Raw genomic sequence first — 24,634 nt, 5'->3', positions numbered from 1 at the left:
CTCTTTAAAAGATTTGCATCTTATCACTTTGTCAGCCACAATGGCGACTTTCAGGCTCTTCATTGGTTTTATGTCTACTGAATTTGCAATCCGTAATCAGTCACTTACTGGTATCACGCTTGCAGCACTTGGTGTCGTGTACGGCGATATTGGTACAAGCCCGTTATATGCTGTCAAAGAATGTTTTTTAGCAGAAGGTTTGTCTGCTGAGCCCTTCAATGTATTGGGATTTATATCGCTAATTTTTTGGGCCATTATGTTGGTGGTTTGCTTCAAATATGTCCTATTTATTTTGAAAGCAGACAGCCATCAAGAAGGTGGCATCATGGTATTAATGGCGTTGGCACGTAAGCGACTGCGGCTTAGTGCACGCTGGGTTGTTATCTTATTGGGTTTGATGGGTACTGCTTTGTTTTATGGTGACTCTGCCATTACGCCTGCTATTTCTGTGTTGTCTGCTTCTGAAGGATTGCAAATTGTTAATGTGGCATTGGCGCCTTATGTGTTGCCGATGGCTATCGTGATTTTACTGGTTTTGTTTTTGATTCAGCGTTTTGGTACAGCGAGGGTAGGGATTTGTTTTGGCCCTATTATGTTTATATGGTTTTTGACGCTTGCTATACTAGGCCTACTTAATATTTGGCAAATGCCTAGCATCTTGTTTGCTTTAAATCCTTGGCACGGCATCCATTTTATATGGACCTATGGCAGCCATTCCTTGTTGGGATTAGGAGCCGTTGTATTAGCTCTCACAGGTGCCGAAGCACTCTATGCTGATATGGGTCATTTTGGACGTCGTCCAATCCAATATGCATGGTTTAGTCTTGTCTTACCGAGTTTAGTTTTAAATTACCTTGGGCAGGGCGCTTTATTACTGCGTCACCCTGAAGCACTAGCAGAGAGCCCGTTTTTCTTATTAGCACCCAATTGGGCGCTTCTTCCCTTGGTTTGTTTGGCTACTATTGCAACGGTTATTGCTTCGCAATCGGTTATTTCTGGAGCTTACTCTTTAACGCGTCAAGCTATACAGCTGGGTTTTTGTCCACGCATGCAAATTCGTCATACTTCTGTACAAGAAATGGGTCAAATTTATTTGCCTTTTATTAATTGGGTATTATTGGCCATTGTCTTAGTGATTGTGTTGGATTTTCGCTCGTCCAGCCATTTGGCAGCGGCTTATGGTATTGCGGTAACCGGTACGATGCTTACTTCTACTTTACTTTTCTTCGTGGTGATGCATCGGCATTGGCATTGGCCAATTTTTGTAGCGGGGGGGCTAACCGGTCTTTTCTTGGCGATTGATCTGGTCTTTTTCAGTGCTAATATCTTTAAAATTATGCATGGAGGATGGTTACCACTTGTGATTGGTGCATTGATCTTTACATTGATGAGCACATGGTGGCGTGGACGCCGAATACTTTCTCAACGTATTCAAGAGCAAGCTTTACCGCTCCAAGCTTTCATCAAAGAAGTAGAAATATCAACTCCCCAACGTGTTCAGGGTACCGCTATCTTCCTAGATAGAACTGCTAAGGGTGTGCCACATGCTTTATTACATAACCTAAAACACAATAAGGTATTGCATGAGCGTGTTGTGATCATGACGATTAAAACGGAGGATGTACCTTTTATTGGGTCTGCTGAACGTGTGGAGGTAAGTTCTCTGTCACCAACATTCTCGCGCGTTGTTGCGCGCTATGGTTTTAAAGAAACGCCTAATATACCTAGTATCATTACTGCTTGTGCAGAAAGAGGGTTATCATTTTATCTGATGGAAACATCATTTTTCTTATCCAAAGAAGCGCTTATTTCTACATCGCGTCCTGGCATGGCACCTTGGCGCGAACGTTTATTTATTTGGATGAGCAAGAATGCTTTAAGACCAACAGATTTTTTTCAGATTCCTTTAGACCGTGTTGTCGAATTAGGTGCCCAGGTTGAGTTGTAGTACTTGCTAATCAGCATCAAGTCCTATATCGGATGGCACAACATGATTGGGTAAAAATAACCAAACACTACCTAGCTGGTGCATTTTCTCGGCTTTAAGTCCCGCTTGTTTTCCGTATCCCAAAAACCAATCCAGTCTAAGTGGTCCTTTAATCGCGCTTCCTTTATCTTGAGCAAAAACCAATTGGTTGGTAGTAGTATGTTGTGTGGCGATATAAACGGGAGCGCCAAGCGGTATATAACGCTCATCAACTGCAACACTTAGCGTGCTACTTAATGGAACCCCTAAAGCACCAATAGGACCTTCTTCTTCGGCGATGCGTGCCTCTTTGAAGAAAACGTAATGTGGATTAACAGTCAATATTTTTTTAAATTCAGTAGGATGCTTATTAAGCCAGCGCTTGATGCCAGTTTGGGAAGCTTGAATGGTACTTAGTTTTTGTGATTTTATCAGCCATTTAGCGATTGATACAAAGGGATGGCCGTTACTAGCCGCATAACTGATCCGAATTGTATGGTTGTCCTCTAGCTGTATGCGTCCCGAGCCTTGTATTTGCAAATAAGCCAAATCTACCCAATTTTCTAGCCATGCTATAACAGGTGCATCTTTCACGCCATAGCCTTGGTGTATTTCGCTACGTGTGTAGTAGGGAATGAGTTCATTGCCTACCATGCGCGTTGATAAGATCGTAGTTTGGCGATCAAACCAAAATTTCTTCGGGTAAAGGATATATTCATTTTTGTCAGGTTTTATTCGATTGGCGATAACTGCCATTTTTTGATTTGCTAAGGGGCGTACTACTAAAACAGACCGATCATGTAAAGTGTTAGGGAAGAGTACTTGCCACATATCCTTTGGAATTCCATAGATAGAATAGGGTGTATTTTTGCGAGGTAGACGTTCACCCCTTAAAAGGGGTTCATAGTATCCGGTGATAAGACCATAATTAGTTGATGGTGTAACGATTTGCCAGGGCGTAAATTCGGTTTCAAAAAAAGCTCGCCAAGCTTTAGGTTCTTGTGAAAGCGCTTTGGCTTTTTTGCACACATCTTGCCAATGTGGTTGATGAGTCAGCTTAATACAACTTTTTAGAAAAGTATTCATGGTGGCTTGGGTTAACTGACCAGGCCAATTGGGCAAGTTTGAAAATTGTGTTGGGTGATAGCTTGCCACGGTCAATCGTGAAGAGATAGAGTCGGGCAAGTGTTGAGATGTACAGCCATGACAACATAAGGCGAGTACTGCAAAGAATAATGACCATCTTACAGTTAAGATAGATTTGATAGGAAATCCCTCTTCATACGATGAATGTTTATCCTACCAAACTTGCTGACATATCATGCTGGTATATTTCAAATGCTTGATTTTGGTAATATATAAGCCGTTCATGAGCAACAGCTTGTGATTCTTTAGTATTTTGCGTCATTTCTAACACTCGCTCAAAAGACATGGCATAATTTTTAGGGTTGGCATCCTCAGTCAAGTTCAGCAAAATAGCTGGTAATTTTTCATTATGCTCCAGGATACTTGTTCCCAAAATGATAGGTGTTTCGGACGCTTCTTTAGCTTGGATATCGCAATGCGGCACAAACGCATCATCTTTCAAACACCATAAACGCACACTAAAATCTTGCAGCACGCTAGCATTAGCAAGCAATACAAAGACACGGTTCTGCCTGTGATAGGCAGTTTGTAAGAGCTTCCTTGCAAAAGCCATAACATCTGCTAAAGGATAGTAAAAGTCAACGCGTGACATAGTTGAACTTAAAGCTCTAAAGCGTATTGCTGTAAAAACTGGACAAGTAATGGCACTGGTCGCCCTGTTGCATATTTATCTTTCGTATAAGCAATACCAGCAATATCTAAATGTGCCCAATGATATGCTTTAGTAAAATGCGACAGAAATTTTGCTGCTGTAATGGAACCAGCTGTTGGACCACCAATATTAACAAGATCAGCTAACCGCCCTTTAATTTGTTGATCGTAATCTTCCCATAATGGCATAGGCCAAGTGCGATCTCCGCTTTGCTCGGAAGCGTCCACTATTTTTTTGATCAAATCATCACAGTTGGCAAATAAAGCGCTGGCAATATGGCCAAAGGTCATCAAACAAGCTCCGGTTAAGGTAGCAATATCAACGACGTATTGTGGATTAAATTGTTTTGCGTAATGTAGCGCATCACATAAAATTAAGCGACCTTCTGCATCGGTATTAAAGATTTCTACCGTCATACCACTCATTGTCTTAATAATATCACCAGGCTTACAGGCATGGCCGCTTGGCAAATTCTCACAGGTGGGAATAAGACCGATTAAATTAATTGGTAGTTTCATTGTTGCAACAGCCTGAAAAGTACCCAAAACAGAAGCGGCACCACACATATCAAATTTCATGTTTTCCATGTTAAGCGCTGGTTTAAGCGAGATACCACCCGAATCAAAAGTGATACCCTTACCAACTAAAACAATAGGTTTGGTTTTTTTGGATGTTGCATATTGGTAGTTCAACACAATCAATCGAGGCGATTCAACGCTTCCTTTAGCCACGGCTAAAAGGGCGTTCATATTTAACTTTATCAGCTCTTTTTCTTTGAGTACTTTTACTTTGATTTTTGTTTTTTTAGCAAGTTGACAAGCTTGGTTAGCTAGATAGTCTGGTGTGCAAATATTGCTAGGTAGATTTGCTAAGTTTTTAGTTAATGTTACGCCTTGTGCAATGGCTTGCCCATTAATAAGACCCATTCTTGCTTCTTGAATGGCTTGAGTAGGCACAACCAAAGTAACTTTGCGTAGCGGAAAATTGTGCTCATTTTGCTGCGTCTTAAATTGGCGAAACTGATAGTACTGATCTTCAAATAGGCTGATGGCTTCGGCTATTTGATGACCTATTTTACAATCTTTAACCGACAGTTCGGTCAAATAATTGATGACATGCGTAGCTTGTGTTTTTTTAAGTGCTTGTGCTGCACTTTTTAGTATTTTGCGATAAGAAGATAAATTAATTCGATCTTTTGCGCCAAGACCTATGCCGATTATTTTTCTACATGGGAAAATTAAATAAGCTGCTGTTTTGCCACGTAATTCTTTTGCTTGTATCGCATCGCTAATGACATGACTCGATAAATTGTCCAACTCTTGTGTACGTAAGGGCATTGTACCGTCTTCATATACTCCGACAATTACCCAGTTCTTTGCGATGCTTGCTGACGAGCTACTTTTTATAGCAAATTCCATGTCACGATCCCAATATTTGTTATTCGGATGCCATTTTAGTCGTATTTACATAAATAACCAAGCGACACTTTAGCCTTGCATCGACTCTTTATTTTTTTCGTAACCAATATTGCAAGAGGTGTTCTAGGATCGCTTATAATACGGCTACCTACCTATCTAAGGATAGATTGATATAACCGACATGCAACCGGATAAAGATTTACCTATTCAACGCGATTTAGCGCTTCTTGATCAATTGTTCGGCGAAATCATTTTACGACACGCTGGTAAGCATGTTTTTAAGTTGATGCAGTTGCTAGCAAGTAGCAAGGCTACCGAAAAAATTATTGAAAGTTCTTTAGCATCACTAGATTTGCGATCAGTGGCTGCTCTTGCCCATGCTTGCTCGCTTTATACGCAACTTTATAACATTGCTGAAGATGTCCATCGAGAGCGTCGCCGCCGAGCACATTTATTGCTTGGATCATCCCATCGTCAAGGCAGTCTTCAGTATACTTTACAGAAATTAAAAACAAAAAAAGTATCAGTGAAGCGTTTATTTGCTTTGATAGAACAAGCAAATATCGTACCTGTGTTGACTGCACATCCTACTGAAGTGCAACGCCAAAGTATCTTAGATGGCCAACGAGCCGTGCGTAATTTTTTACATCAATTGGATAAGGATGATCTTATTGAGGAAGAAAGGTTGGTGATTATTAAAAAAATGCAACGCACCATCCTTATGCTTTGGCAAACTTCTGCTATTCGCTCCTTTGAAATGACCGTATCTAATGAAATTGAAAACGGCGTACTGTACTATCCTCTATCTTTTTTTGCTGTGTTACCACGTTTTTATCAAAAGCTGGAAACTTCCCTCAAAGCGCTATGGAAAAAAACAGCTCTACCAGCCATACCGTCGTTTCTAAAAATTGGCAGTTGGATAGGAGGGGATCGAGACGGAAACCCACTCATTGGTTATAGGGTATTACAGCATACTTTTAAGCGGCAAGGAGAAGTACTATTTCAGCATTATTTTGAAGTGCTGCATGTGCTTTATCGAGAGTTGTCTTTGTCTGTACGTGAAGTCACTGTGTCACCCGAACTAGAGGCACTCGCTAGTGTTTCGCCTGACTACACTAAAGCCCGTTTTGAAGAGCCATATCGGCGTGCTATTGCAAGAATTGAGCAGCGTTTATCGGCGACTGCTTTATCTTTAAATTTGAATGTTCCGAAGCAACGCGATCCTAAGGATGCTTATCTAAATGCTGATGCCTTTCTTGCGGATCTTCACGTGCTATCCGATTCATTAATTTCGCACGGTAGTGAACTTTTAGTCAGTGGTTCGCTAGCTAAATTACAGCGATCGGTGACTATTTTTGGTTTTTATTTAATGCCCGTTGATTTGCGACAGCATGCTTTATCACATCAATTATTGGTCAATGAGTTATTTCAACAAGCAGGCCTCGAATGCTATCTTGAGCTGGATGAAACACAAAAAATAACGGTGCTTGTCCGAGAGCTCTCTAAACCACGACCGCTTTACTCTGACTTATTGTCCTATAGTAAGGAGAGCCAAAAAGAATTAGCCGTTTTTCGATCAGCAGCTAATATCAAAATGCGTTTTGGTGCCCAAGCCATTACGCAAAGCATCATTTCACATTGTTCACAGGTGAGTGAAATTTTAGCTTTAGCACTTATCTGTAAAGAAACAGGGCTCATTTATTTAGACCATAATATTCCTAGAACACACATTCAATTAGTGCCCTTGTTTGAGACCATTAAGGTATTGCATCAATGCGACCAGATTATGCAAAAACTTTTCAATATTCCTTGGTATCGCTCATTACTTCACCATGCTGGAAATTGTCAAGAAGTGATGTTGGGTTATTCAGATAGCAATAAAGATGGTGGCTATTTGACGAGCCAGTGGGTACTCTATCGAGCCGAAGCAAGACTGGTTAAAGTATTTGCGCAGTTCGGTGTTAAGCTGCAACTTTTTCACGGTCGTGGTGGATCAGTTGGGCGCGGTGGTGGGCCTTCTTATCAGGCCATTATTGCACAGCCGAAAGGCTCTGTGATCGGTAGGCTGCGTATTACCGAACAAGGAGAAGTCATTACTTCTAAATATGCTGATGAACATAACAGTACACGTAATTTAGAAGCGATTGTAACGGCTACAATTGAAGCAAGTCTGCTAAGCAAACCCATTACCGACAAAGATATCCATATCATGGATGAATTATCAGGTTATGCCTATCAGACCTATCGTGCATTAATTGAAAAGCCAGGCTTTATGCAGTATTTTCTAGAAGCGTGCCCGATCAAAGAAATTGCTAAATTGAATATTGGCAGTCGCCCCGTTTCACGCAAAAATTTATCTTCATTTAAAGATTTACGTGCTATTCCTTGGGTATTTTCTTGGTCACAATCTCGTACCATGCTGCCAGGCTGGTTTGGTTTTGGTAGTGCTTTTGATATGTTTATTGCCAAGCATGGTCAAGCCGGTCGCCAGCATTTAAAGAATTTATATCAACGCTCTGCTTTTTTTCAAATGGTACTTTCTAATTTAGAGCAGGTATTGGCCAAAACAGACATGACGATTGCTAAGCGCTACACGAAACTGGTATCTGATAAACAAAATGCTGAAGCGATTTTTGGTTTAATTGAACAAGAATGGCATCGCACGCATCAGGCTTTTTTGTGGATTGCTAACCAGACTATGTTACTAGAAAACAACGCTGCTTTAGCGCATAGCTTATCCATTCGACTGCCTTATTTGAACGCATTAAATTGGGTTCAAATCAAATTACTTGAACGGTTTCGCCAGCAACCAAATGATAAAGAAGTGCTTTTTATCATTCATCATACTATTAACGGTATTGCAGCAGGATTTCGTAATAGCGGTTAAAGTGATGGTGTTCCAATGACCTGAAAAATGGTATGTTTAACCACTTCAATTGGTTGCGTACCATCTACACGCTGATAGCATGGCTTACCGGTATTGCGCGCTTCGTTTTGATAAAAATCAACGAGGATTTTCGTTTCATTATGGTATACCGATAAACGCTCTTTGATCGTGGTTTCTTCATCATCTGGTCGCTGTATAAGTGGCTCCCCAGTCAGATCATCTTGATCAGGCTTCCGAGGTGGATTAAATAAAGTATGATAGGTGCGCCCTGAAGCAGGATGTATACGGCGACCAGCAAGGCGATTAACGAGTACTTGATCGGGTACAGCAATTTCAATAACATAGTCCATTGTGATAGCGGCCTTTTTTAAGGCAAGTGCTTGCGCTAAATTGCGCGGAAAGCCATCTAATAAAAATCCAGTCTGACAGTCCGATTCAGCAATGCGTGTTAACATCAACCCTATGACAACATCGTCAGTGACCAATTGACCCTTATCAACAGTTTCCTTAGCGATTTTACCTAGTGGAGTTTGATGTCGAATAGCTTGTCGTAAAATATCACCCGTTGAAATTTGCAAGATACCATATTGCGTTTGGATAAAATGTGATTGTGTGCCTTTACCAGCACCAGGTGGTCCAAGTAGGATAAGCTTCATAAGGTGTTTTAAGTAATTTTATGTGTGTTTAATGGTTGGTTTAATTTCGTTATCATTTAATGGGCGCGCTTCCTGAGGCAACATTACTGGGATATCTTCTCGTATTGAGTAAGCTAGACGATGTGTGTAGCAGATTAATTCTTGGTCATCTGGATGATAGGTGAGTTTGCCTTTACATAAAGGGCAAACTAGAATAGCCAAGAATTTTGTATCCATGACGCTATTATGCATGACAAATTGGTTAATAATGACCAGTCTAAACCGAAATGATCTTTTGTGCAAAATGCTAATATGATTTTAAAACTTAATACATTACTTAAATGAAGATAATGCGATTAGATCGTCTGATATGAAACTGAGTTCATTGATTGATCCAACAGCCTCATTAAAACTACCCAAAACAGTTATCCGTGTTTCTGAATTAAATAGTCTAGCCAGAGCTATTTTGGAAGGTTATATGCCGCACCAATGGATCGGTGGCGAAATATCCAACTGGGCTCTATCCTCTTCTGGCCATGCTTACTTTTCTCTTAAAGATGACAAAGCACAAGTACGGTGTGTAATATTTCGGTATCAATTGGCGAAACTAGCCTTCACGCCAAGCAATGGAGGGCAAGTTGAGCTGTATGGGCAGGTGTCGCTTTACGAACCACGTGGCGAATTTCAAATTACTGTTGAAGTCATCAGAGAAGCTGGGCTTGGCAAACTCTACGAGGCATTTAATCAACTTAAAAATAAGCTGTTTCAAGAGGGGCTTTTTGATGTTGGTAAAAAACGCCCTTTACCCTCTTACCCACGGGCTATTGGTGTTATCACATCCATGCATGCTTCGGTGCTAAGAGATGTGGTGAGTACCATTCAAAAACAAGCTGCTGGTTTACCTATTATTCTATACCCAACATCCGTGCAGGGTATTGATGCACCGCTACAAATTATCCAAGCCATTCAAATGGCTAATCAACGTAAAGAAGTAGATGTACTAATTATTTGTCGTGGTGGTGGCAGTATTGAAGATTTAGCGGCTTTTAATGATGAAGCGGTGGTACGCACAATAACTACTTCATCTATCCCGACAATCAGCGGAGTGGGTCATGAAACGGATATTACACTTTGTGATTTCGCGGCTGATTACCGAGCCGCTACGCCTACCGCAGCGGCGACTGCGGCATCTTCAGATTATATTACCTTGCAAAAACAGTTGGATCATGCTCGCTCCAATTTACAACGTACCCTTATATGGCAAATTAACAATAAAGCGCAGCGGCTAGATCATATGGCGTCTCGCCTTATTTCTCCTTGGCGTAAATGGGTAAATCAGCGTGACAGATTGATGGGTATTTATACGCAATTAACGCAGGTTGTTTTTCAACATTTACGCAATTGTCAAACGCGATTAACGCACACAACATTGTATTTGCGACAACAAATACCGGATCTTGCACCTGCTAATAATCGTATTGAGCAGATACAGATGAAATTACAGCATGCGATGCGGCAAAAACTAAACTACCTAACTGAAAAAGTGAATCGATGTCATCTTCAACTTTCTGGATTAAATCCAGATTTGATTCTGCAAAAGGGCTACGTAGCAGTGAGCAAATTAGATGGCACGCCTGTTTATGCGCCTGATGAATTGACCCATGGAGATCGCGTTACGTTACGGTTTAAGTTAGGAACTACTAGAGCGATTATTGACAAGTCCTGATGGACAGTGGATTTAGCACTAGAATTATTGTAAACTCAAGGTGTTAACAGGTTTTTAAATGAAGGAAAGAGAGTCTCATCATGTCTTCCAAGACACTCGAAGCGTTAGCTTGCGGTTGTAGTGCAAAAATTACTCAATTAACGAAAGATGCCTTGCCATTTCGTAGGAAGCTTCTTGCCGTGGGGGTTATACCGGGTGCTTTGGTGACTATGGTTCAGGCAGCACCACTGGGTGATCCATTGGAAATTGAAGTGTGTGGCACTCGTCTTTGTTTACGGCGTAGTGAAGCGGCGACAATTGATGTTGAGGAGTGCGAATATGTTGGCTAATCTTGCGTTAATCGGTAATCCGAATTGCGGCAAAACGACGCTTTTTAACATGCTAACAGGTTCGCATCAATATACAGGCAATTGGCCAGGGGTAACTGTTGATAAGAAAAGTGGTTACTATGCCTATCAAAATAAGCGTTTTGATGTGATTGATTTGCCGGGTACCTATGCTATTGAAAGCAAGGAAGAAGGTATTGCAGAAGATGAATTGATTGTACGGCGCTTTGTTTTATCTGCACCAGATAGCCTGTTACTTAATATCGTTGATGCGACTAATCTACAGCGTGGGCTTTATTTAACGATGCAACTGTTGGATTTAAATCATCCCATGATTGTTGTGTTAAATATGATGGATGCTGTGCGTCATAACAATGAAAAAATTGATATCCAACAATTATCTGATGCGTTGGGCTGCCCGGTTATTCCTATTTCTGCAAGTCGCAAAGAAGGGTTGGATCAACTTCGCCAAACTATTGCTGAGTCTATGGCTTCTCCCCTTTGTCCGGTTCCTAAGTTGAATATTTTAGACAAAAAACAGTCCGTTGCCTTACAACAATTTTTGGGTGCGTTACCAAGCAAAAGTCGTATTCATACCATGACGCGTTGGGCACTTTTTGAGCTACTACTACATCGTGGTGCAAAATGGCTCAATAAAGCTGAACAAAAAGCGTTTGATGTTTGTTGGCAAACCTTATCCGATGCCTATGATGGCGAAATGGATGTTGCTCTAGCCAGCGCTCGATACAGTGCTATTGATCACTTATGTCGTCGTACCATCAGCCGACCCTATCAAGCTAATAAGCGTTTGATTGGACGACTGGATCGCTTTGCCCTAGGTAACCTAACTGGTATTCCTATCTTCTTAGGTGTGATGTACGTGATGTTTTGGATTGCTATCAATTTTGGTTCTGCGTTTATTGATTTTTTTGATATTTTATTTGGGGCATTATGTGTAGAAGGCATTGCGCACTTGCTCAATCAAATCGAAGCGCCAAGTTGGCTTATTACCGTCCTATCGAATGGTTTAGGTGGTGGTATTCAAACGGTAGCTACTTTTGTGCCAGTGATTGGTGCTATGTTTTTATGTTTGTCCTTCTTGGAAGACTCAGGGTACCTAGCAAGGGCAGCGATGGTTGTTGATCGTGGTATGCGTGTTTTAGGATTACCCGGTAAGGCTTTTGTACCGATGCTTGTTGGCTTTGGTTGTAACGTACCTGCTATCATGGGTACTCGTACCCTTGAAAATAAAAGGGAACGCTTAATGTCAATCATGATGATTCCCTACATGTCATGCGGAGCAAGGTTACCTGTTTATGCATTATTGGTTGCTATTTTCTTTCCATTAAGTGGACACAATATTGTTTTCGGGTTGTATATAGGCGGTATTGTTGTTGCGATTGTGACGGGTATTATTTTGAAACATACGATACTACCAGGCGGAGCTGCTCCTTTTATCATGGAATTGCCGCCTTACCGTATACCAATCTTACGTAACTTACTTTGTACGACATGGGATCGCTTGAAAAGTTTTGTGATTCGTGCTGGTAAGGTCATTGTATTGATGGTTGTCATTTTGAGTTTCTTTAATTCTTTAGGTAAAGAAGGTACCTTTGGTCACGAGGATACTGAGCAATCGGTGTTATCACAGATTGCTAAAACTGTCTCGCCATTTTTTGCGCCATTGGGTGTACAGGCAGATAACTGGCCAGCAACAGTTGGTATCGTCACGGGTATCTTTGCTAAAGAGGCGGTTATCGGTACCCTGAATGCGCTTTATAGTCAAATGGGTGAACCTGTTACTGCTTCTGAAGAAAACGCTCAATTTGATTTATGGGCAAGTACCAAAGAGGCTTTTTTGACGATTCCAGAAAATCTGAAAAGTCTTTTTGCTTTGGATGCGTTGCCACTTATTTCAACTCTATTTGATGGCCAAAACAGTATTCGGGCTGTTGCAGAGGAGCAAGACGTTGAATATCAGACAATGAGCAAAATTCATCAGTCTTTTGGTACGCAAGCCTCAGTGATTGCTTTTTTGATCTTTACTTTGCTCTATACACCCTGTGTTGCCGCATTGGGTGCTGTATATCGCGAGACGAATGCTAAGTGGACAGCTTTGGTGGGTGTATGGACCTTTGCTACTGCGTGGATGTTGGCTACTTTTTACTATCAAGCAGTAAATATTTTTGTTACCCCAGCTCAATCATCGGGTTGGTTAGGTGGGATAACGGTAGCATTTATCGTGATTTTTGCTATCCTTCGCCGATACGGTCGATCCGCTAGGGCAAGTTATCGTGCCACCATTGAATTGAAACGAGCATGTTGATCGCTCTACGGGATTATTTAAGAAAGGTGAAGCAGGCAAGCTTGAAGGACGTTGCTTTGCATTTTGATATTCCAGAGGGGGCTGCGCAAGGTATGTTAGAGTACTGGATAAGTAAAGGTCGCGTACAGTCTATGGATGATATCGAGCCAGCCTGTGCACAACATGCATGCAGTGGATGTCACAATAATTGCTGCGAAGCAACGACAGCTGTTAATTTTACCTATCGCTGGGTTGGTTAATTGCTTGCTTTAAGATTATTGCATTGTGTTTTATTGTTAACTTAAGATATTCAATGGGTGTTGCTGCTTTACATGGTCGGCGTGCTTTTGACATCAAATCAACGACTGTTGATTTGATGTCAATTGTGTTGCGGTCAATCCAACCAGAGGAGATTGCCGATGCACTCCACAAAAAACTTGCTATCGATAACAAAAATATGCTTAGCGCAAGTTTTTTGTTGGATGTTAGTGTTGCTAAAACACCAGAATCGCTTGATTTAGCAAAATTATTGATCATTTTTAAAGAAAATGGTGTATCGATCGTGGCGCTTTATCATCCTGATGTACGTTTTGAAGTCATTGCTAAAGACCAAGGTTTGGGGTTTTGCCAGCCTCGCTTACATAGTTTACAGGTTAAATCACGAGCAGGATCGGCAATGGTTGTGCGGCATCCTGTTCGAACAGGTCAACAAATTTATGCACAAAATCAGGATTTAATTGTCCTGAATATTGTGAATGCGGGTGCAGAGGTTGCGGCGGACGGACATATTCATATCTATGCCCCCTTAAGAGGAAGGGCGCTTGCTGGGGCAAAGGGAGATAAAAACGCAAGAATTTTTGTCCAATCGATGGAGGGGGAATTAATTTCTATAGCGGGTATTTATAGGACATTGGATCAAGAATTACCTAGTAGTATGCATCATAAGACGGTGCAAGTGCATCTTGAAAAAGATCGATTAGTAATGTCTGTCATAACCATTTAATTATCTTTGTATCATGAGGTGAAAATCGGTGGCAAAAATTATTGTTGTAACATCGGGCAAGGGTGGCGTAGGAAAAACGACAACTAGCGCAAGTTTTGCGTCGGGGCTAGCATTACGTGGTCATAAAACTGTCGTGATTGATTTTGATGTGGGGTTACGTAATTTAGATTTGATTATGGGCTGTGAGCGTCGCGTTGTTTATGATTTTGTCAACGTTATTAATCAAGAAGCCACGCTTAATCAGGCATTAATTAAAGATAAAAATGCAGATCAGCTCTATATATTACCTGCCTCTCAAACGCGCGATAAAGATGCATTAACCAAGGAGGGAGTAGAGCGTACGCTCAAAGAGCTAGCCGATATGGCGTTTGAGTATATTGTGTGTGATTCGCCTGCCGGAATTGAGAAAGGAGCATTGCTCGCCCTTTATTTTGCCGATGAAGCAATTGTTGCAACAAACCCAGAAATTTCATCGGTACGGGATTCAGATCGGATCTTAGGTATTTTGGCTTCTAAATCACTGCACGCTGAGAAAAATGAAAAACCAGTCATCGAGCATTTATTGGTTACGCGCTATTCACCGCATCGTGTCCAGAAGGGTGAGATGTTATCAGTAGAAGATATCCAGGAAATTCTACGTATACCACTTCTTGGTGTAATCCCCGAATCCCAGTCAGTTTTGCAGTCCTCTAATGCGGGTTCCCCTGTCATTCATTTGGCAGGTAGCGATGTTTCAGAGGCTTATCAAGATATGGTGGCACGCTTTTTGGGCGAACAAAAACCAATGCGTTTTATTGATACGCCTAAGCAAAGCCTCCTAAAACGTATTTTTGGAAAGTAGATTATGAATGCTTTAATTGATCTGATTTTAAGTAAACGCCATTTGATTTTTGGTCGACGCCAATCTAGTGCTAATATTGCACGAGAGCGATTGCAAATTATCTTAGCGCATGAACGAGGCGGACGCTCTGCAGTACCTGACTACTTGCCTGCATTACAGCGCGATTTGGTGAAAGTGATTGCAAAATATGTAGCTGTGGATCAAGATAATATTAAAGTAGAAGTGCAAAGTCATGACAATACCGATGTTTTAGCGGTGAATATTGTCTTGGGGGAAGCTGAGTCTAAATTGAATCATTGAGATTTTTTAAGTGACCCCTGAAAAACTAGTTATGGTCATAATTAATGAAATCTTGTAGAATCTGCTTAAAGTTCTTATAAAGTTGTGCGTTGGCCAGGTAGCTCAGTTGGTAGAGCAGTGGACTGAAGATCCTCGTGTCGGCAGTTCGATTCTGTCCCTGGCCACCATCTTAGTGTTGCTTAATCAAATATTATTGACTTCTTTTCTCTATGATGAGGAGGGTGTGGTTTTAAATAATATATTTCAAGTTTATCCAATGACTTTCATGGCATCATTGCCATCGCGTTAGTTGTTGATCTTTTTACTCTCAATAATTTAAGTGAAAACCGGGTAGTCTCAAAAAATGACTAGGCTTGACCAATTTCGACCTACATTACTCTTACGTTTATTCAATAAAGTTTCTCGCAATATTTTTCTAGCGACTGGAAGATATTTTTTGACGGTTAAATTATTCAAAAAAACATATCAAATTCCGTACGAACAAATTAAAGATATTGAAACTATTAATTTTCTGATTTGGAAGAAAATTAGGTTCAAGTTAACCGATAAAAAAGAATTAAGCTTTGATTGGATAAAAGATAATATCTACAAAAAATTAAAAGATATTATATACATGCATCGTAAAGCGACACTTGAATTTATTAACAATAATAATAAGAATGCGGAACTTATAAAAGCCTGTACGGATTGGTATCTAGGTGCTACAAGAGGGGAAAGATGGATTAGTTATCGTGAAGTTGAAAAATTCGTAGAATCCAAAAAAGAGTTACAGTATTTGTGGGACACAGAAACATCGGATTTGCTTACCGATAAGATGGATTTGATCAATCATATTAATAATATGAACGAAATAAGGACTGATAAAGATGCATTTCGAATCAAATGTAATGCGCAATTTGAAAAGCAAGAACTTATTCGATATAAAACATTTTTTGATAACCTTCCAGCGCGATTGACGTTGAATCAAAGAAAGGCAGTTATTGTTAACGAAGATTTGCAACTAATTGTTGCGGCAGCTGGTTCTGGTAAAACTACAACCATCAAATCTAAAGTAGCGTATCTTATAGATAAAGGTTTGGTGAGACCACACGAACTTTTAATTATCGCTTTCAATAAAGACATACAAGAAGAACTGGAGCGATCACTTACCAAAACTTATAGCGGAATTACGATTAAGACATTCCATGCTTTTGGGTTAGAAATACTGGCTGAAATAGACAATCATAAACCAAGTCTTTCGAAGCTATCCGAGGACCCAATAAGTTTACTAAAATATCTTGAGCAATCTATCAATGAAATTTATCAAGATAAATATCTTGAGTTGACTGAATTCTTTGTAAGCTATGCAAAACCATATCGAGATCAGTTTGATTTTAAGAATATGGGCGAATACATCTCTTATGTTAAATCTGTTGAGCCGGTGACATTAAAGGGTGAGTATGTGAGAAGCCTTGAGGAGCTTGATATAGCTAATTTTTTTTATATTAATGGAATTGATTATTTGTATGAAAAAAATACGAACATAAAGTAGATAGTAAAGAATATCGACAATACAAGCCAGATTTTTACCTGCCAGATTATCAAATATACATTGAGCATTTTGCAATTGATGAAAATGGTAAAACGCCTTATTTTATTAATGAAAGAAAATACTTGGATTCAAGAGAATGAAAACTTAAAACTCATAAGGAACATCAAACAAACCTAATTGAAACTTTTAGTTACGAAAAACGCAGTGGCAAGTTAACTATCAATCTTGAGAAAAAACTAAAGAAAAGTGGCGTAATTTTTTCTCCATTAGATAAAGATTCTTTGCTTCATAAACTTAATGAATCGGGATACATTTCTGGGTTTGCTAAATTGCTGGAAACTTTCTTAAATCTTTTTAAGGGTTCTTCGCGAACTATTGAAGATTTAAAACATTGCATAACATCTAATGATATTAATGCTGCACGTGCTTATAAATTTCTTGATATTTTTATTGATGTTTTGGATCGGTACGAAAGCTATCTTGCTGCTGAACACGCTATAGATTTCAACGATATGATTGGTTGCGCTGCCAATACTTTAAACGAAGGAACCGTTACTAGAAATTTCAAGTATATATTGATTGATGAATTTCAAGATATTTCAATCGTGCGCGCTAACCTTATTAAAGCATTACTGCGCAACTCAAATGACACAAAATTAGTAGTTGTTGGTGATGATTGGCAGTCAATTTATAGGTTTTCAGGAAGCGATATTAGTGTCATGACCAAATTTGATGAGTATTTTGGACGTCATGAATTAAATTTCCTGCCGGAAACTTTTCGATTTAACGATAAAATCGTGTCTGTTTCGTCGCGTTTCTTGCTTAGAAATAGCGCACAGATTACGAAGGATATTATTGCTAGAAAAAGTGATTGCACAAAATCAGTTGTTTTATAGCACTCAGAAAAAATGGACGAATCACTGCTTACCTCAATTTTAGAAAATATTCCAGTTGCAAAATCAAAAATTAAACACTGCTTACCTCAATTTTAGAAAATATTCCAGTTGCAAAATCAAAAATTAAACAAAGTGTTTTGATTTTAGCTAGATATAAATATTATGGCAACCTATTAAACTTAAAAAAATAAATCATCTCAGAGCTGACCTAGTTTGGAGATTTAGCACTATTCACAAAGCAAAAGGAGCTGAGGCTGATTACGTTATTTTGATTGGCATAAAAAGTGGAAAGCATGCTTTTCCTTGCGAAATTGCTGATGATCCACTCCTTGAGCTTGTTCTGTCTACTAAAGAACATTTTGATCACGCAGAAGAAAGAAGATTATTTTATGTTGCATTAACACGAACAAAAAATACTATTTTTGTAGTTGGAGACTCAATGGCTGAATCAACTTTTTTTAAAGAATTGATGGAGGATCCTGATGTTGATACGAGCCATCTTGGCCATGCTATCAACCGTCGTTGTCCAAAATGCCAAGCCATGATGATGGAGAAAAAAGGTGATTTCGGACCTTTTTTTGGTTGCTCAAACTATCCTATATGCCATTTTTCCACGAAACCATGTTTCTCTTGTAGAATTGGTTTTTTGATAAACAATGAAGATCAAATGAAGTGCGATAACGCTGATTGTCAAAAAATTTATGAAATTTGCCCGCGTTGTAAAAGTGGTGCACTTGTCGAGCGAAAAGGGAAACATGGTTTATTCTTGGGTTGCACTAATTATTTTACTATGGATGAGTGTTCTTATAGTCGTAATGTTGGAAAATTAATTAGAAAAAATATATAACCTATATTCTGTCTTAGTGAGACGCTCTGAATTTCAATGGTTCAAAAAAATGGTTTTATAAAAATAAAAATTATCATTTAATAACTAACAATTATTCCAAAATAGGATTCCTTGACTTGCTATTTTAGAGATCCCAGTCAGTTGATTTTAATCTGCCCGTTAAACAAAATTCTTTTATCAATCTTACGTATTCAGAAAAATCTGAGTTTTCTTTTGATAGTCGGTTGACCATATCCCAATCAATAGCATCGCGTTCACGTGCAGGAATTAAAATCTGGCTTTTGATTAGATTATCTGTATCCAATTGAATTAAACCAATACCATGTGCCGCAAATAGCAGCCTTAATTCCTTAAGTGTGCCCTGGCCAGTGATCTTTTTGGCAATTAGGTAGCCATAATTAGCCCACGATGAATTGGAAACTGCCCGAAAAAAACATTCACGTACATTTGATCGATTAATTTCCATTTTAGCCTCAAACGACCATAATTTAGAGCATTTATCTGAATATTTTTGCACGCAGTCACGAACTTCACGGTGCCATTCAACGCCTAAATCTTCTATTCCGACAATATCGGGGTGCAGCCAATGGTTGCTTTTTCTCTCATGCAATCTGTTTGATGAGCGTTTTTCGTTGATGCGTTTCGAAAACACACCCAATTCTTTATTTAAATATTGGGAAATTAATGGGTACATTGCATGTTCATTATTATTTTTTTATCACTTATCACAATGATCTGCTCTCTTGGATTTTCTGCCATTAATGCTTCGTTAGCGTCCAATGATAATATTGAGTAGTAAAATTTTCGTGGTTTATCATCAGTTATTTTCAACTGTGGTTCGTTTTTTTGGCAAGGTGGTATATATGCACCAATTTCACTAACGATTTGTTGGACTAGATCCATGTCGGTTTTTAATACCTGACTTCTATCTTTTTTGGCTCGACATTCTTCGGGATACGTAGCAAATATCCACTCTGCAATTTCTCGGGCAGTAAATCTTTCATCGGCGCGTTCCTTTAAGTAATCCAAAACGGTTTTTTTTAAATGCAATGCCACAGAACTCTCCCTACGACCTTTTGGCTGTATGATTTCTTAAATAAAAAAACGATTTGAAGATTAAATCTTCCCTTTTTTTACCACAAAGCACCAATTATCGTTCTTATCTAGCGCTTAGCACAAGTTTTTTTAAATAATAAATAAGCAAAATTAAGCTGAGTTGATTGCAATAATTTCGACCGATAGTTTTACTCATTATCAGTATAATACAGTCTATTCAATGCAAATTATCAGTATATTGTTGTAATTCGAGATCATGAGATTATGTGTGGTGTAATAGGTGCTGTTGCCAGCCGAGATATAGTTGCGTTACTTATTGATGGACTCAAGCGCTTGGAATATCGCGGTTATGATTCTTCAGGTATTGCAACTCTAGATCATGGCAAATTATACTGTGCACGCCAAGTTGGCCGAGTCGCGCAACTAGAATCGCTCATTCAAGAAACTAACATCACGGGTTGCTTGGGTATTGGTCACACCCGTTGGGCAACGCATGGTGGGGTTACCGAGAGTAACGCTCACCCGCATATTTCTAATAATCGCATTGCGCTAGTCCATAACGGTATTATTGAAAACTATGAAATGCATCGTGAATCACTGATGCGACGCGGTTATCAATTTATTTCCCAAACCGACACCGAAGTTATTGCTCACCTTATTGATGACTTTTACCAATCATCAGGTGATTTATTGGGTGCCGTACGCCAAACGGTAAGTCAACTACAAGGCGCTTTTGCGATTTGTGTGATAGCAGCCGATAAACCCGAAGAAATGATTGCTGTACAACATGGTTGCCCTTTATTAATTGGGATAGGAGAGGGCGAGCATTTTGTTGCCTCCGATCTATCCGCTATTTTATCCGTGACGCGTCGCATTATTTTCTTAGAAGAAGGTGACATGGCACGCATAACCCTTAAAACTATCCATATTGTTGATGTTCAGGGTGATCCTGTCGAACGACTCGTTCGACAAAGCGAACTGCTCTTAACTACCATGGAATTGGGTCAATACCAACATTTCATGCAAAAAGAAATCTATGAGCAGCCCATGGTTTTGGCTGATACTATCGAAGCGATTGAAGATCACGGATTTACGCCAGCTTTATTCGGCGCAACCGATCAAGATTTTAGAACTATTGAAGGCGTTCAAATCCTAGCTTGTGGAACCAGTTATTATGCGGGTCTGATAGCAAAATATTGGATTGAGTCCATTGCTAAATTGCCTTGTGCGGTTGAAATATCAAGCGAATATCGTTATCGCGATGCTTATGTGAACCCTAAGCATTTAATTGTAACTATTTCCCAGTCTGGTGAAACATTGGATACCTTAGAAGCACAAAAAGTTGCACGCTTACGAGGTCATCGTGCTTGCCTTGCCATCTGTAATGTCAAAGAAAGCGCTATTCCACGTGCCAGCGATTTTGTTTTTTATACAAGAGCTGGCCTAGAAATTGGGGTAGCCTCGACTAAAGCCCTCACAACACAACTTGTTGCATTATTTGCTTTGGCTATTACTTTGACTCAACAACGACAAAGCTTGGGATCTGAAGCATTTAAACCATACTTGCAAACCTTAGAAAAACTCCCCGGTTCCGTCCAACATGTCTTAAATCTTGCGCCACAAATTGCAAGTTGGGCACAAATATTGGCTAGTAAAGCCCATGCCCTTTTTTTGGGGCGTGGCATTCATTATCCTGTAGCGCTTGAAGGCGCTTTAAAGCTCAAAGAAGTCTCCTATATTCATGCAGAAGCTTATCCTGCTGGAGAATTAAAGCATGGCCCCTTAGCGCTTATTGATGAAGCGATGCCCGTTGTAGTGATTGCACCAAATGATAAGCTTCTTGAAAAAGTGAAAGCCAATATGCAAGAAGTACAGGCTAGAGGTGGAGAATTATTTGTTTTTGCTGATCAAGACAGTCGTTTTGTAGAATCGCCTGGCGTACGAATGATTCGCCTGCTGCGCCATGTTGATATTTTGTCACCCATTATCCATCTGATTCCGGTACAGTTATTAGCCTACCATACGGCGCTTACCCGTGGCACCGATGTCGATAAACCTCGAAATTTAGCCAAAAGTGTTACGGTGGAATAGGGCGAATTTTTTTTAAATAGGGTATGGATGATGAAAGTAGCTGTGGTAGTGGGAGGAGATAGCGAAGAGCGCGATATTTCAATTGCAAGTGGCTTCCAAATTGCCAAAGCCTTGCGCAGTATTGCTGTTGAAACGCTCATGATTGATACGGCTTCGGGTTTATTAAGTGCCAAGGACGAAGTAAGACTAGCAAAAACTGGCATTGGGGATACCCCCCCTCCAACGCAAGTATTTTCTTGGCTAACCTTTATCGATAATGTGATGACATCGCCTAAATTAAAGGATGTGGATGTTTATTTTTTAGCGCTTCACGGTGGTTCTGGCGAAAATGGTACATTGCAAGCTTTTTTCGATTTGATCAAAAAACCTTACACTGGTAGTGGTCATTTAGCCAGCGCTTGTGCCTTTGATAAAGCTTTATCCAAAAAAATCATGGCATGTCATCAAATTCCAACGCCCGATTGGATATTAGCTGACCCAAACCATAAAGAAGATATCATTTCATTATTAGGTTTACCGCTTATCGTTAAGCCCAATCAGCAAGGCTCTACGGTTGGTCTATCGGTGGTTCGCAATCAAGCGGCCTTGAGTGCAGCTATTCATCGCGCTAAACAATTTGATGAAGCGGTCATCATTGAAAAGTTTATCGCGGGGCGAGAAATAACGGCAGGGGTTTTAGATCACCAAGCCCTTGCAGTGGGTGAAATTGTTTTACCCAAAGATAGTGAATTTGACTACCAAGCCAAATATCAACCAGGTGTAGTGCGTGAAATATTTCCAGCAGACGTCACACCCAAAATTGCGCAACAAGCTAAACGCTACGCTGAAGTATTACATGAAGCATTAGGTTTATACGGCTATAGTCGAACCGATTTTCGTTTAGATGAATCGGGTCAATTATGGTGTTTAGAAATTAATTCGCTGCCAGGGATGACGCAACAAAGTTTACTACCCCAAGCAGCTACAGCTTCAGGTATTTCTTTTGCTAAGCTATGTCTAACAATTTGCCAATTAGCTCAAAAGCGCTTTATAGGGCATCATGATGAAGCTTTGTGATGATCGATTCCTTGGGCGATTTGGTCTAACCAATTCGGGTCTTGGCAAATGCTTTTATCTAGATTAGATAGTTGCCAGCGCCAATATTTTGCGCCCGGTTCTCCTTGATAAAGATGTAGCATATGTCTTGTGATGGTACGAATTAGAGCGATACTTGGATTAGGAATTTCTCGGCGAATATAGTTCGACATGATTTGAACAAGACTTAATCGATCGGGCGGTGTTGCTTCTTTGCCAAAGAAAGCTTGATCAATTAAAGCAAAAAAGTAAGGTTCGCGATAGGCTTTGCGTCCAATCATGACACCGTCTACATGATTTAAATGCTGATACATCGCTTCGATGGTTTGAATGCCTCCATTGATTACAATCGTGGCGCTGGGATAATCTTGTTTGAGCCGATACACCCAATCGTACTGTAAGGGAGGCACTTGCCGATTTTTTTTGGGCGAAGCATTCAGTAGCGCTACTCTTGCATGCACAATAAAAGTTTGACAGCCTGCTTCATATAATGTACCAACAAAATGTGTCAAAAAATCGTAGTCTGTCGCATTATCTAAACCAATACGATGCTTTATGGATAATTCAATGTCGCTTGCTTGTCGCATGGCGTCAATACCTTCTTTAACACGATTGACTTGATGCATTAAGCAGGCACCAAAATTGCCTTGTTGTGCACGTAATGCTGGGCAACCAACGTTTAAATTCACTTCAGCGTAACCCCATTTTTGCGCCAATTGCGCGCAGTAAGCTAATTTTTTAGGCTCATCTCCAGCAATTTGTAATGCTAGTGGCATTTCAATGGGATCAAAAGTAAGGTGTTTATCGGCTTGACCAAAATATAAGGCGTTTGCTGTGACCATTTCAGTATAAAGACGTGTGTGACGTGTGATCTGTCGCATCAAATAGCGATAATGCCGATCTGTCCAATTGAGCATTGGTGCAATACAAATGCGCCAAGGCGAGTTGGGGCTTAGCATAGGTTAAATTAGCCCATCTTTAAAAAAGCATCAGTATAGTGGAGCAAGAGCATATAATAAATCACGATGAAAATAAGGGGATTTAGGATGTTATCAAGCATGACGGGTTTTGCTTCAGTTGACAAAGCATGGGCGTATTATCGCATCAATATTGTTTTACGCTCGGTGAACTATCGCTATTTAGATATCCAAATACGCTTACCAGAGAATTGTCGTACGCTAGAGCCCGTATTACGCGATCTAATTGCAGACAAAATTTTGCGTGGTAAAGTGGAGTGTCGTATTGCATGGGATCCGATGTCAGAAGAAGAGCGTGTCGTGGATATTGATGAAGCCTATTTAGCCCATGTTTTAGCGTTAAGTCGACAGATTCAAGCACAGGACAAAACTTTGCAGCCACTTAGCGTTGGCACTTTACTACATTGGCCAGGTGTATTGCGTCATCCACAAATTAATGTGCAGGCGTTGCATACACATCTTACTGAAGGGATGAAAGAGGCTCTAGATCAGTTGCTAGCAAGTCGCCACCATGAAGGTCAAAAAATCCAACATTTTTTACAGCAACATAGCCAAGATATGCTCAAGATTATTGAGGCCATCCAAAAAGCTTTGCCTCAAGTTTTGGATGGTTATTTGCAAAAGCTGCAATTACGTTTAAAAGAAGCTTTGGGGCATGTTAATGAAGAGCGTATTCAACAAGAATTTACCTTATTTGCCCAAAAAATAGATGTTACCGAAGAAATTGAGCGACTTCATATGCATTTGAGTGCCTTAATAGAAGTTGTGAAGCATGGCGGTGTGATAGGTAAGCGGTTAGATTTTCTCATGCAAGAATTAAATCGTGAAGCGAATACGTTAGCAGCCAAATCGGTTTCTAACACTATTATTCATCAATCGGTTGATTTGAAAGTTTTAATTGAGCAGATGCGCGAGCAGATTCAAAATATTGAGTAAGTTTTTATGGGATCCTTATCA

21 protein-coding genes, 1 tRNA gene and 1 pseudogene are annotated in these 24,634 nt (G+C 39.9%); 16 read left to right on the top strand and 7 right to left on the bottom strand.

From position 1 onward, the window contains the following. The first annotated feature begins 70 nt into the window (after positions 1-70). On the top strand, positions 71-1,948 hold the full coding sequence (locus tag IPK86_03065) for a potassium transporter Kup (GenBank protein ID QQS16423.1): 1,878 nt from the start codon (positions 71-73) through the stop codon (positions 1,946-1,948). A 6-nt stretch (positions 1,949-1,954) separates the two neighbouring features. Here IPK86_03065 and IPK86_03060 read toward each other — a convergent pair whose 3' ends face one another. From IPK86_03060 to IPK86_03050, 3 genes are all read right to left on the bottom strand, one after another. Next, positions 1,955-3,121, bottom strand: coding sequence for an MltA domain-containing protein (locus IPK86_03060; protein ID QQS16422.1), 1,167 nt, complete (start codon positions 3,119-3,121; stop codon positions 1,955-1,957). A 139-nt stretch (positions 3,122-3,260) separates the two neighbouring features. After that, positions 3,261-3,704, bottom strand: a complete 444-nt coding sequence (locus IPK86_03055; GenBank protein QQS16421.1) for a DNA polymerase III subunit chi — start codon at positions 3,702-3,704, stop codon at positions 3,261-3,263. A gap of 8 nt (positions 3,705-3,712) precedes the next feature. Next, positions 3,713-5,182 carry a leucyl aminopeptidase gene (locus tag IPK86_03050; protein QQS16420.1) on the bottom strand — a complete coding sequence of 490 codons (1,470 nt, stop codon included), beginning with the start codon at positions 5,180-5,182 and terminating at the stop codon, positions 3,713-3,715. 181 nt (positions 5,183-5,363) lie between these two features. Here IPK86_03050 and ppc point away from each other — a divergent pair, with 181 nt between their 5' ends. Beyond that, entirely contained in the window at positions 5,364-8,069 is a 2,706-nt protein-coding gene (gene ppc / locus IPK86_03045) for a phosphoenolpyruvate carboxylase (protein QQS16419.1), read from the top strand. On the opposite strand, the gene adk is transcribed toward ppc, so the two are convergent. Next, on the bottom strand, positions 8,066-8,725 hold the full coding sequence (gene adk / locus IPK86_03040) for an adenylate kinase (protein ID QQS16418.1): 660 nt from the start codon (positions 8,723-8,725) through the stop codon (positions 8,066-8,068). The genes ppc and adk overlap by 4 nt on opposite strands. A gap of 18 nt (positions 8,726-8,743) precedes the next feature. After that, positions 8,744-8,941 carry a Trm112 family protein gene (locus IPK86_03035; protein QQS17059.1) on the bottom strand — a complete coding sequence of 66 codons (198 nt, stop codon included), beginning with the start codon at positions 8,939-8,941 and terminating at the stop codon, positions 8,744-8,746. Positions 8,942-9,074: 133 nt separating this feature from the next. Here IPK86_03035 and IPK86_03030 point away from each other — a divergent pair, with 133 nt between their 5' ends. The 11 genes from IPK86_03030 to IPK86_02980 all read left to right on the top strand — a co-directional run bounded on the left by IPK86_03030 (position 9,075) and on the right by IPK86_02980 (position 18,479). Continuing rightward, entirely contained in the window at positions 9,075-10,430 is a 1,356-nt protein-coding gene (locus IPK86_03030) for an exodeoxyribonuclease VII large subunit (GenBank protein QQS16417.1), read from the top strand. Positions 10,431-10,510: 80 nt separating this feature from the next. Next, positions 10,511-10,759 (top strand): ferrous iron transport protein A, encoded by a 249-nt coding sequence (locus IPK86_03025; GenBank protein ID QQS16416.1) that lies wholly within the window; start codon positions 10,511-10,513, stop codon positions 10,757-10,759. Further along, positions 10,749-13,082 carry a Fe(2+) transporter permease subunit FeoB gene (gene feoB / locus IPK86_03020; protein QQS16415.1) on the top strand — a complete coding sequence of 778 codons (2,334 nt, stop codon included), beginning with the start codon at positions 10,749-10,751 and terminating at the stop codon, positions 13,080-13,082. Before IPK86_03025 ends, feoB begins: the two co-directional genes overlap by 11 nt. Next, positions 13,076-13,321 (top strand): hypothetical protein, encoded by a 246-nt coding sequence (locus IPK86_03015; GenBank protein ID QQS16414.1) that lies wholly within the window; start codon positions 13,076-13,078, stop codon positions 13,319-13,321. The genes feoB and IPK86_03015 overlap by 7 nt, the downstream gene beginning before the upstream one ends. A gap of 53 nt (positions 13,322-13,374) precedes the next feature. Then, positions 13,375-14,064, top strand: a complete 690-nt coding sequence (gene minC, locus IPK86_03010; GenBank protein ID QQS16413.1) for a septum site-determining protein MinC — start codon at positions 13,375-13,377, stop codon at positions 14,062-14,064. 28 nt (positions 14,065-14,092) lie between these two features. Continuing rightward, entirely contained in the window at positions 14,093-14,905 is an 813-nt protein-coding gene (minD, locus tag IPK86_03005) for a septum site-determining protein MinD (GenBank protein ID QQS16412.1), read from the top strand. 3 nt (positions 14,906-14,908) lie between these two features. Beyond that, positions 14,909-15,205, top strand: a complete 297-nt coding sequence (gene minE / locus IPK86_03000; protein QQS16411.1) for a cell division topological specificity factor MinE — start codon at positions 14,909-14,911, stop codon at positions 15,203-15,205. Positions 15,206-15,296: 91 nt separating this feature from the next. Then, positions 15,297-15,372: transfer RNA gene (locus IPK86_02995), tRNA-Phe, on the top strand. 176 nt (positions 15,373-15,548) lie between these two features. Next, positions 15,549-16,736 (top strand): UvrD-helicase domain-containing protein, encoded by a 1,188-nt coding sequence (locus tag IPK86_02990; GenBank protein ID QQS16410.1) that lies wholly within the window; start codon positions 15,549-15,551, stop codon positions 16,734-16,736. Between the two features lie 281 nt (positions 16,737-17,017). Continuing rightward, complete coding sequence (locus IPK86_02985) at positions 17,018-17,632, top strand: UvrD-helicase domain-containing protein (GenBank protein QQS16409.1); 615 nt, start codon at positions 17,018-17,020, stop codon at positions 17,630-17,632. Between the two features lie 268 nt (positions 17,633-17,900). Next, positions 17,901-18,479: a topoisomerase DNA-binding C4 zinc finger domain-containing protein gene (locus IPK86_02980; GenBank protein QQS16408.1), complete on the top strand. Its 579-nt coding sequence runs from the start codon at positions 17,901-17,903 to the stop codon at positions 18,477-18,479. 124 nt (positions 18,480-18,603) lie between these two features. Here IPK86_02980 and IPK86_02975 read toward each other — a convergent pair. Then, positions 18,604-19,535, bottom strand: a pseudogene (locus IPK86_02975) (HrgA protein). Between the two features lie 264 nt (positions 19,536-19,799). Between IPK86_02975 and glmS the strand changes: the two are divergent. Together glmS and IPK86_02965 are read left to right on the top strand one after the other, a co-directional pair. Continuing rightward, positions 19,800-21,626 (top strand): glutamine--fructose-6-phosphate transaminase (isomerizing), encoded by a 1,827-nt coding sequence (gene glmS / locus IPK86_02970; GenBank protein QQS16407.1) that lies wholly within the window; start codon positions 19,800-19,802, stop codon positions 21,624-21,626. Positions 21,627-21,656: 30 nt separating this feature from the next. Further along, positions 21,657-22,682 (top strand): D-alanine--D-alanine ligase, encoded by a 1,026-nt coding sequence (locus IPK86_02965; protein QQS17058.1) that lies wholly within the window; start codon positions 21,657-21,659, stop codon positions 22,680-22,682. Here IPK86_02965 and dusA read toward each other — a convergent pair. After that, entirely contained in the window at positions 22,664-23,659 is a 996-nt protein-coding gene (dusA, locus tag IPK86_02960; GenBank protein ID QQS16406.1) for a tRNA dihydrouridine(20/20a) synthase DusA, read from the bottom strand. The genes IPK86_02965 and dusA overlap by 19 nt on opposite strands. An 87-nt stretch (positions 23,660-23,746) precedes the next feature. On the opposite strand from dusA, the gene IPK86_02955 reads away from it, so the two are divergent. Continuing rightward, positions 23,747-24,613: a YicC family protein gene (locus IPK86_02955; protein QQS16405.1), complete on the top strand. Its 867-nt coding sequence runs from the start codon at positions 23,747-23,749 to the stop codon at positions 24,611-24,613. Positions 24,614-24,634: the final 21 nt, after the last annotated feature.

Source organism: Neisseriales bacterium (genome assembly GCA_016699915.1).
In the GTDB taxonomy this organism is placed as follows: domain Bacteria; phylum Pseudomonadota; class Gammaproteobacteria; order Burkholderiales; family Q3-R57-64; genus Q3-R57-64.
This window is presented reverse-complemented; position numbering and strand designations above follow the sequence as displayed.

Excerpts from the sequence above, each read along its gene's own strand:
- IPK86_03065 (QQS16423.1), top strand. The coding sequence starts at position 71 with ATGTCTACTGAATTTGCAATCCGTAATCAGTCACTTACTGGTATCACG.
- IPK86_03055 (QQS16421.1), bottom strand. The coding sequence starts at position 3,704 with ATGTCACGCGTTGACTTTTACTATCCTTTAGCAGATGTTATGGCTTTT.
- IPK86_03050 (QQS16420.1), bottom strand. The coding sequence starts at position 5,182 with ATGGAATTTGCTATAAAAAGTAGCTCGTCAGCAAGCATCGCAAAGAAC.
- ppc (QQS16419.1), top strand. The coding sequence starts at position 5,364 with ATGCAACCGGATAAAGATTTACCTATTCAACGCGATTTAGCGCTTCTT.
- adk (QQS16418.1), bottom strand. The coding sequence starts at position 8,725 with ATGAAGCTTATCCTACTTGGACCACCTGGTGCTGGTAAAGGCACACAA.
- IPK86_03035 (QQS17059.1), bottom strand. The coding sequence starts at position 8,941 with ATGGATACAAAATTCTTGGCTATTCTAGTTTGCCCTTTATGTAAAGGC.
- IPK86_03030 (QQS16417.1), top strand. The coding sequence starts at position 9,075 with ATGAAACTGAGTTCATTGATTGATCCAACAGCCTCATTAAAACTACCC.
- IPK86_03025 (QQS16416.1), top strand. The coding sequence starts at position 10,511 with ATGTCTTCCAAGACACTCGAAGCGTTAGCTTGCGGTTGTAGTGCAAAA.
- feoB (QQS16415.1), top strand. The coding sequence starts at position 10,749 with ATGTTGGCTAATCTTGCGTTAATCGGTAATCCGAATTGCGGCAAAACG.
- IPK86_03015 (QQS16414.1), top strand. The coding sequence starts at position 13,076 with ATGTTGATCGCTCTACGGGATTATTTAAGAAAGGTGAAGCAGGCAAGC.
- minC (QQS16413.1), top strand. The coding sequence starts at position 13,375 with ATGGGTGTTGCTGCTTTACATGGTCGGCGTGCTTTTGACATCAAATCA.
- minE (QQS16411.1), top strand. The coding sequence starts at position 14,909 with ATGAATGCTTTAATTGATCTGATTTTAAGTAAACGCCATTTGATTTTT.
- IPK86_02990 (QQS16410.1), top strand. The coding sequence starts at position 15,549 with ATGACTAGGCTTGACCAATTTCGACCTACATTACTCTTACGTTTATTC.
- glmS (QQS16407.1), top strand. The coding sequence starts at position 19,800 with ATGTGTGGTGTAATAGGTGCTGTTGCCAGCCGAGATATAGTTGCGTTA.
- IPK86_02965 (QQS17058.1), top strand. The coding sequence starts at position 21,657 with ATGAAAGTAGCTGTGGTAGTGGGAGGAGATAGCGAAGAGCGCGATATT.
- dusA (QQS16406.1), bottom strand. The coding sequence starts at position 23,659 with ATGCTAAGCCCCAACTCGCCTTGGCGCATTTGTATTGCACCAATGCTC.
- IPK86_02955 (QQS16405.1), top strand. The coding sequence starts at position 23,747 with ATGTTATCAAGCATGACGGGTTTTGCTTCAGTTGACAAAGCATGGGCG.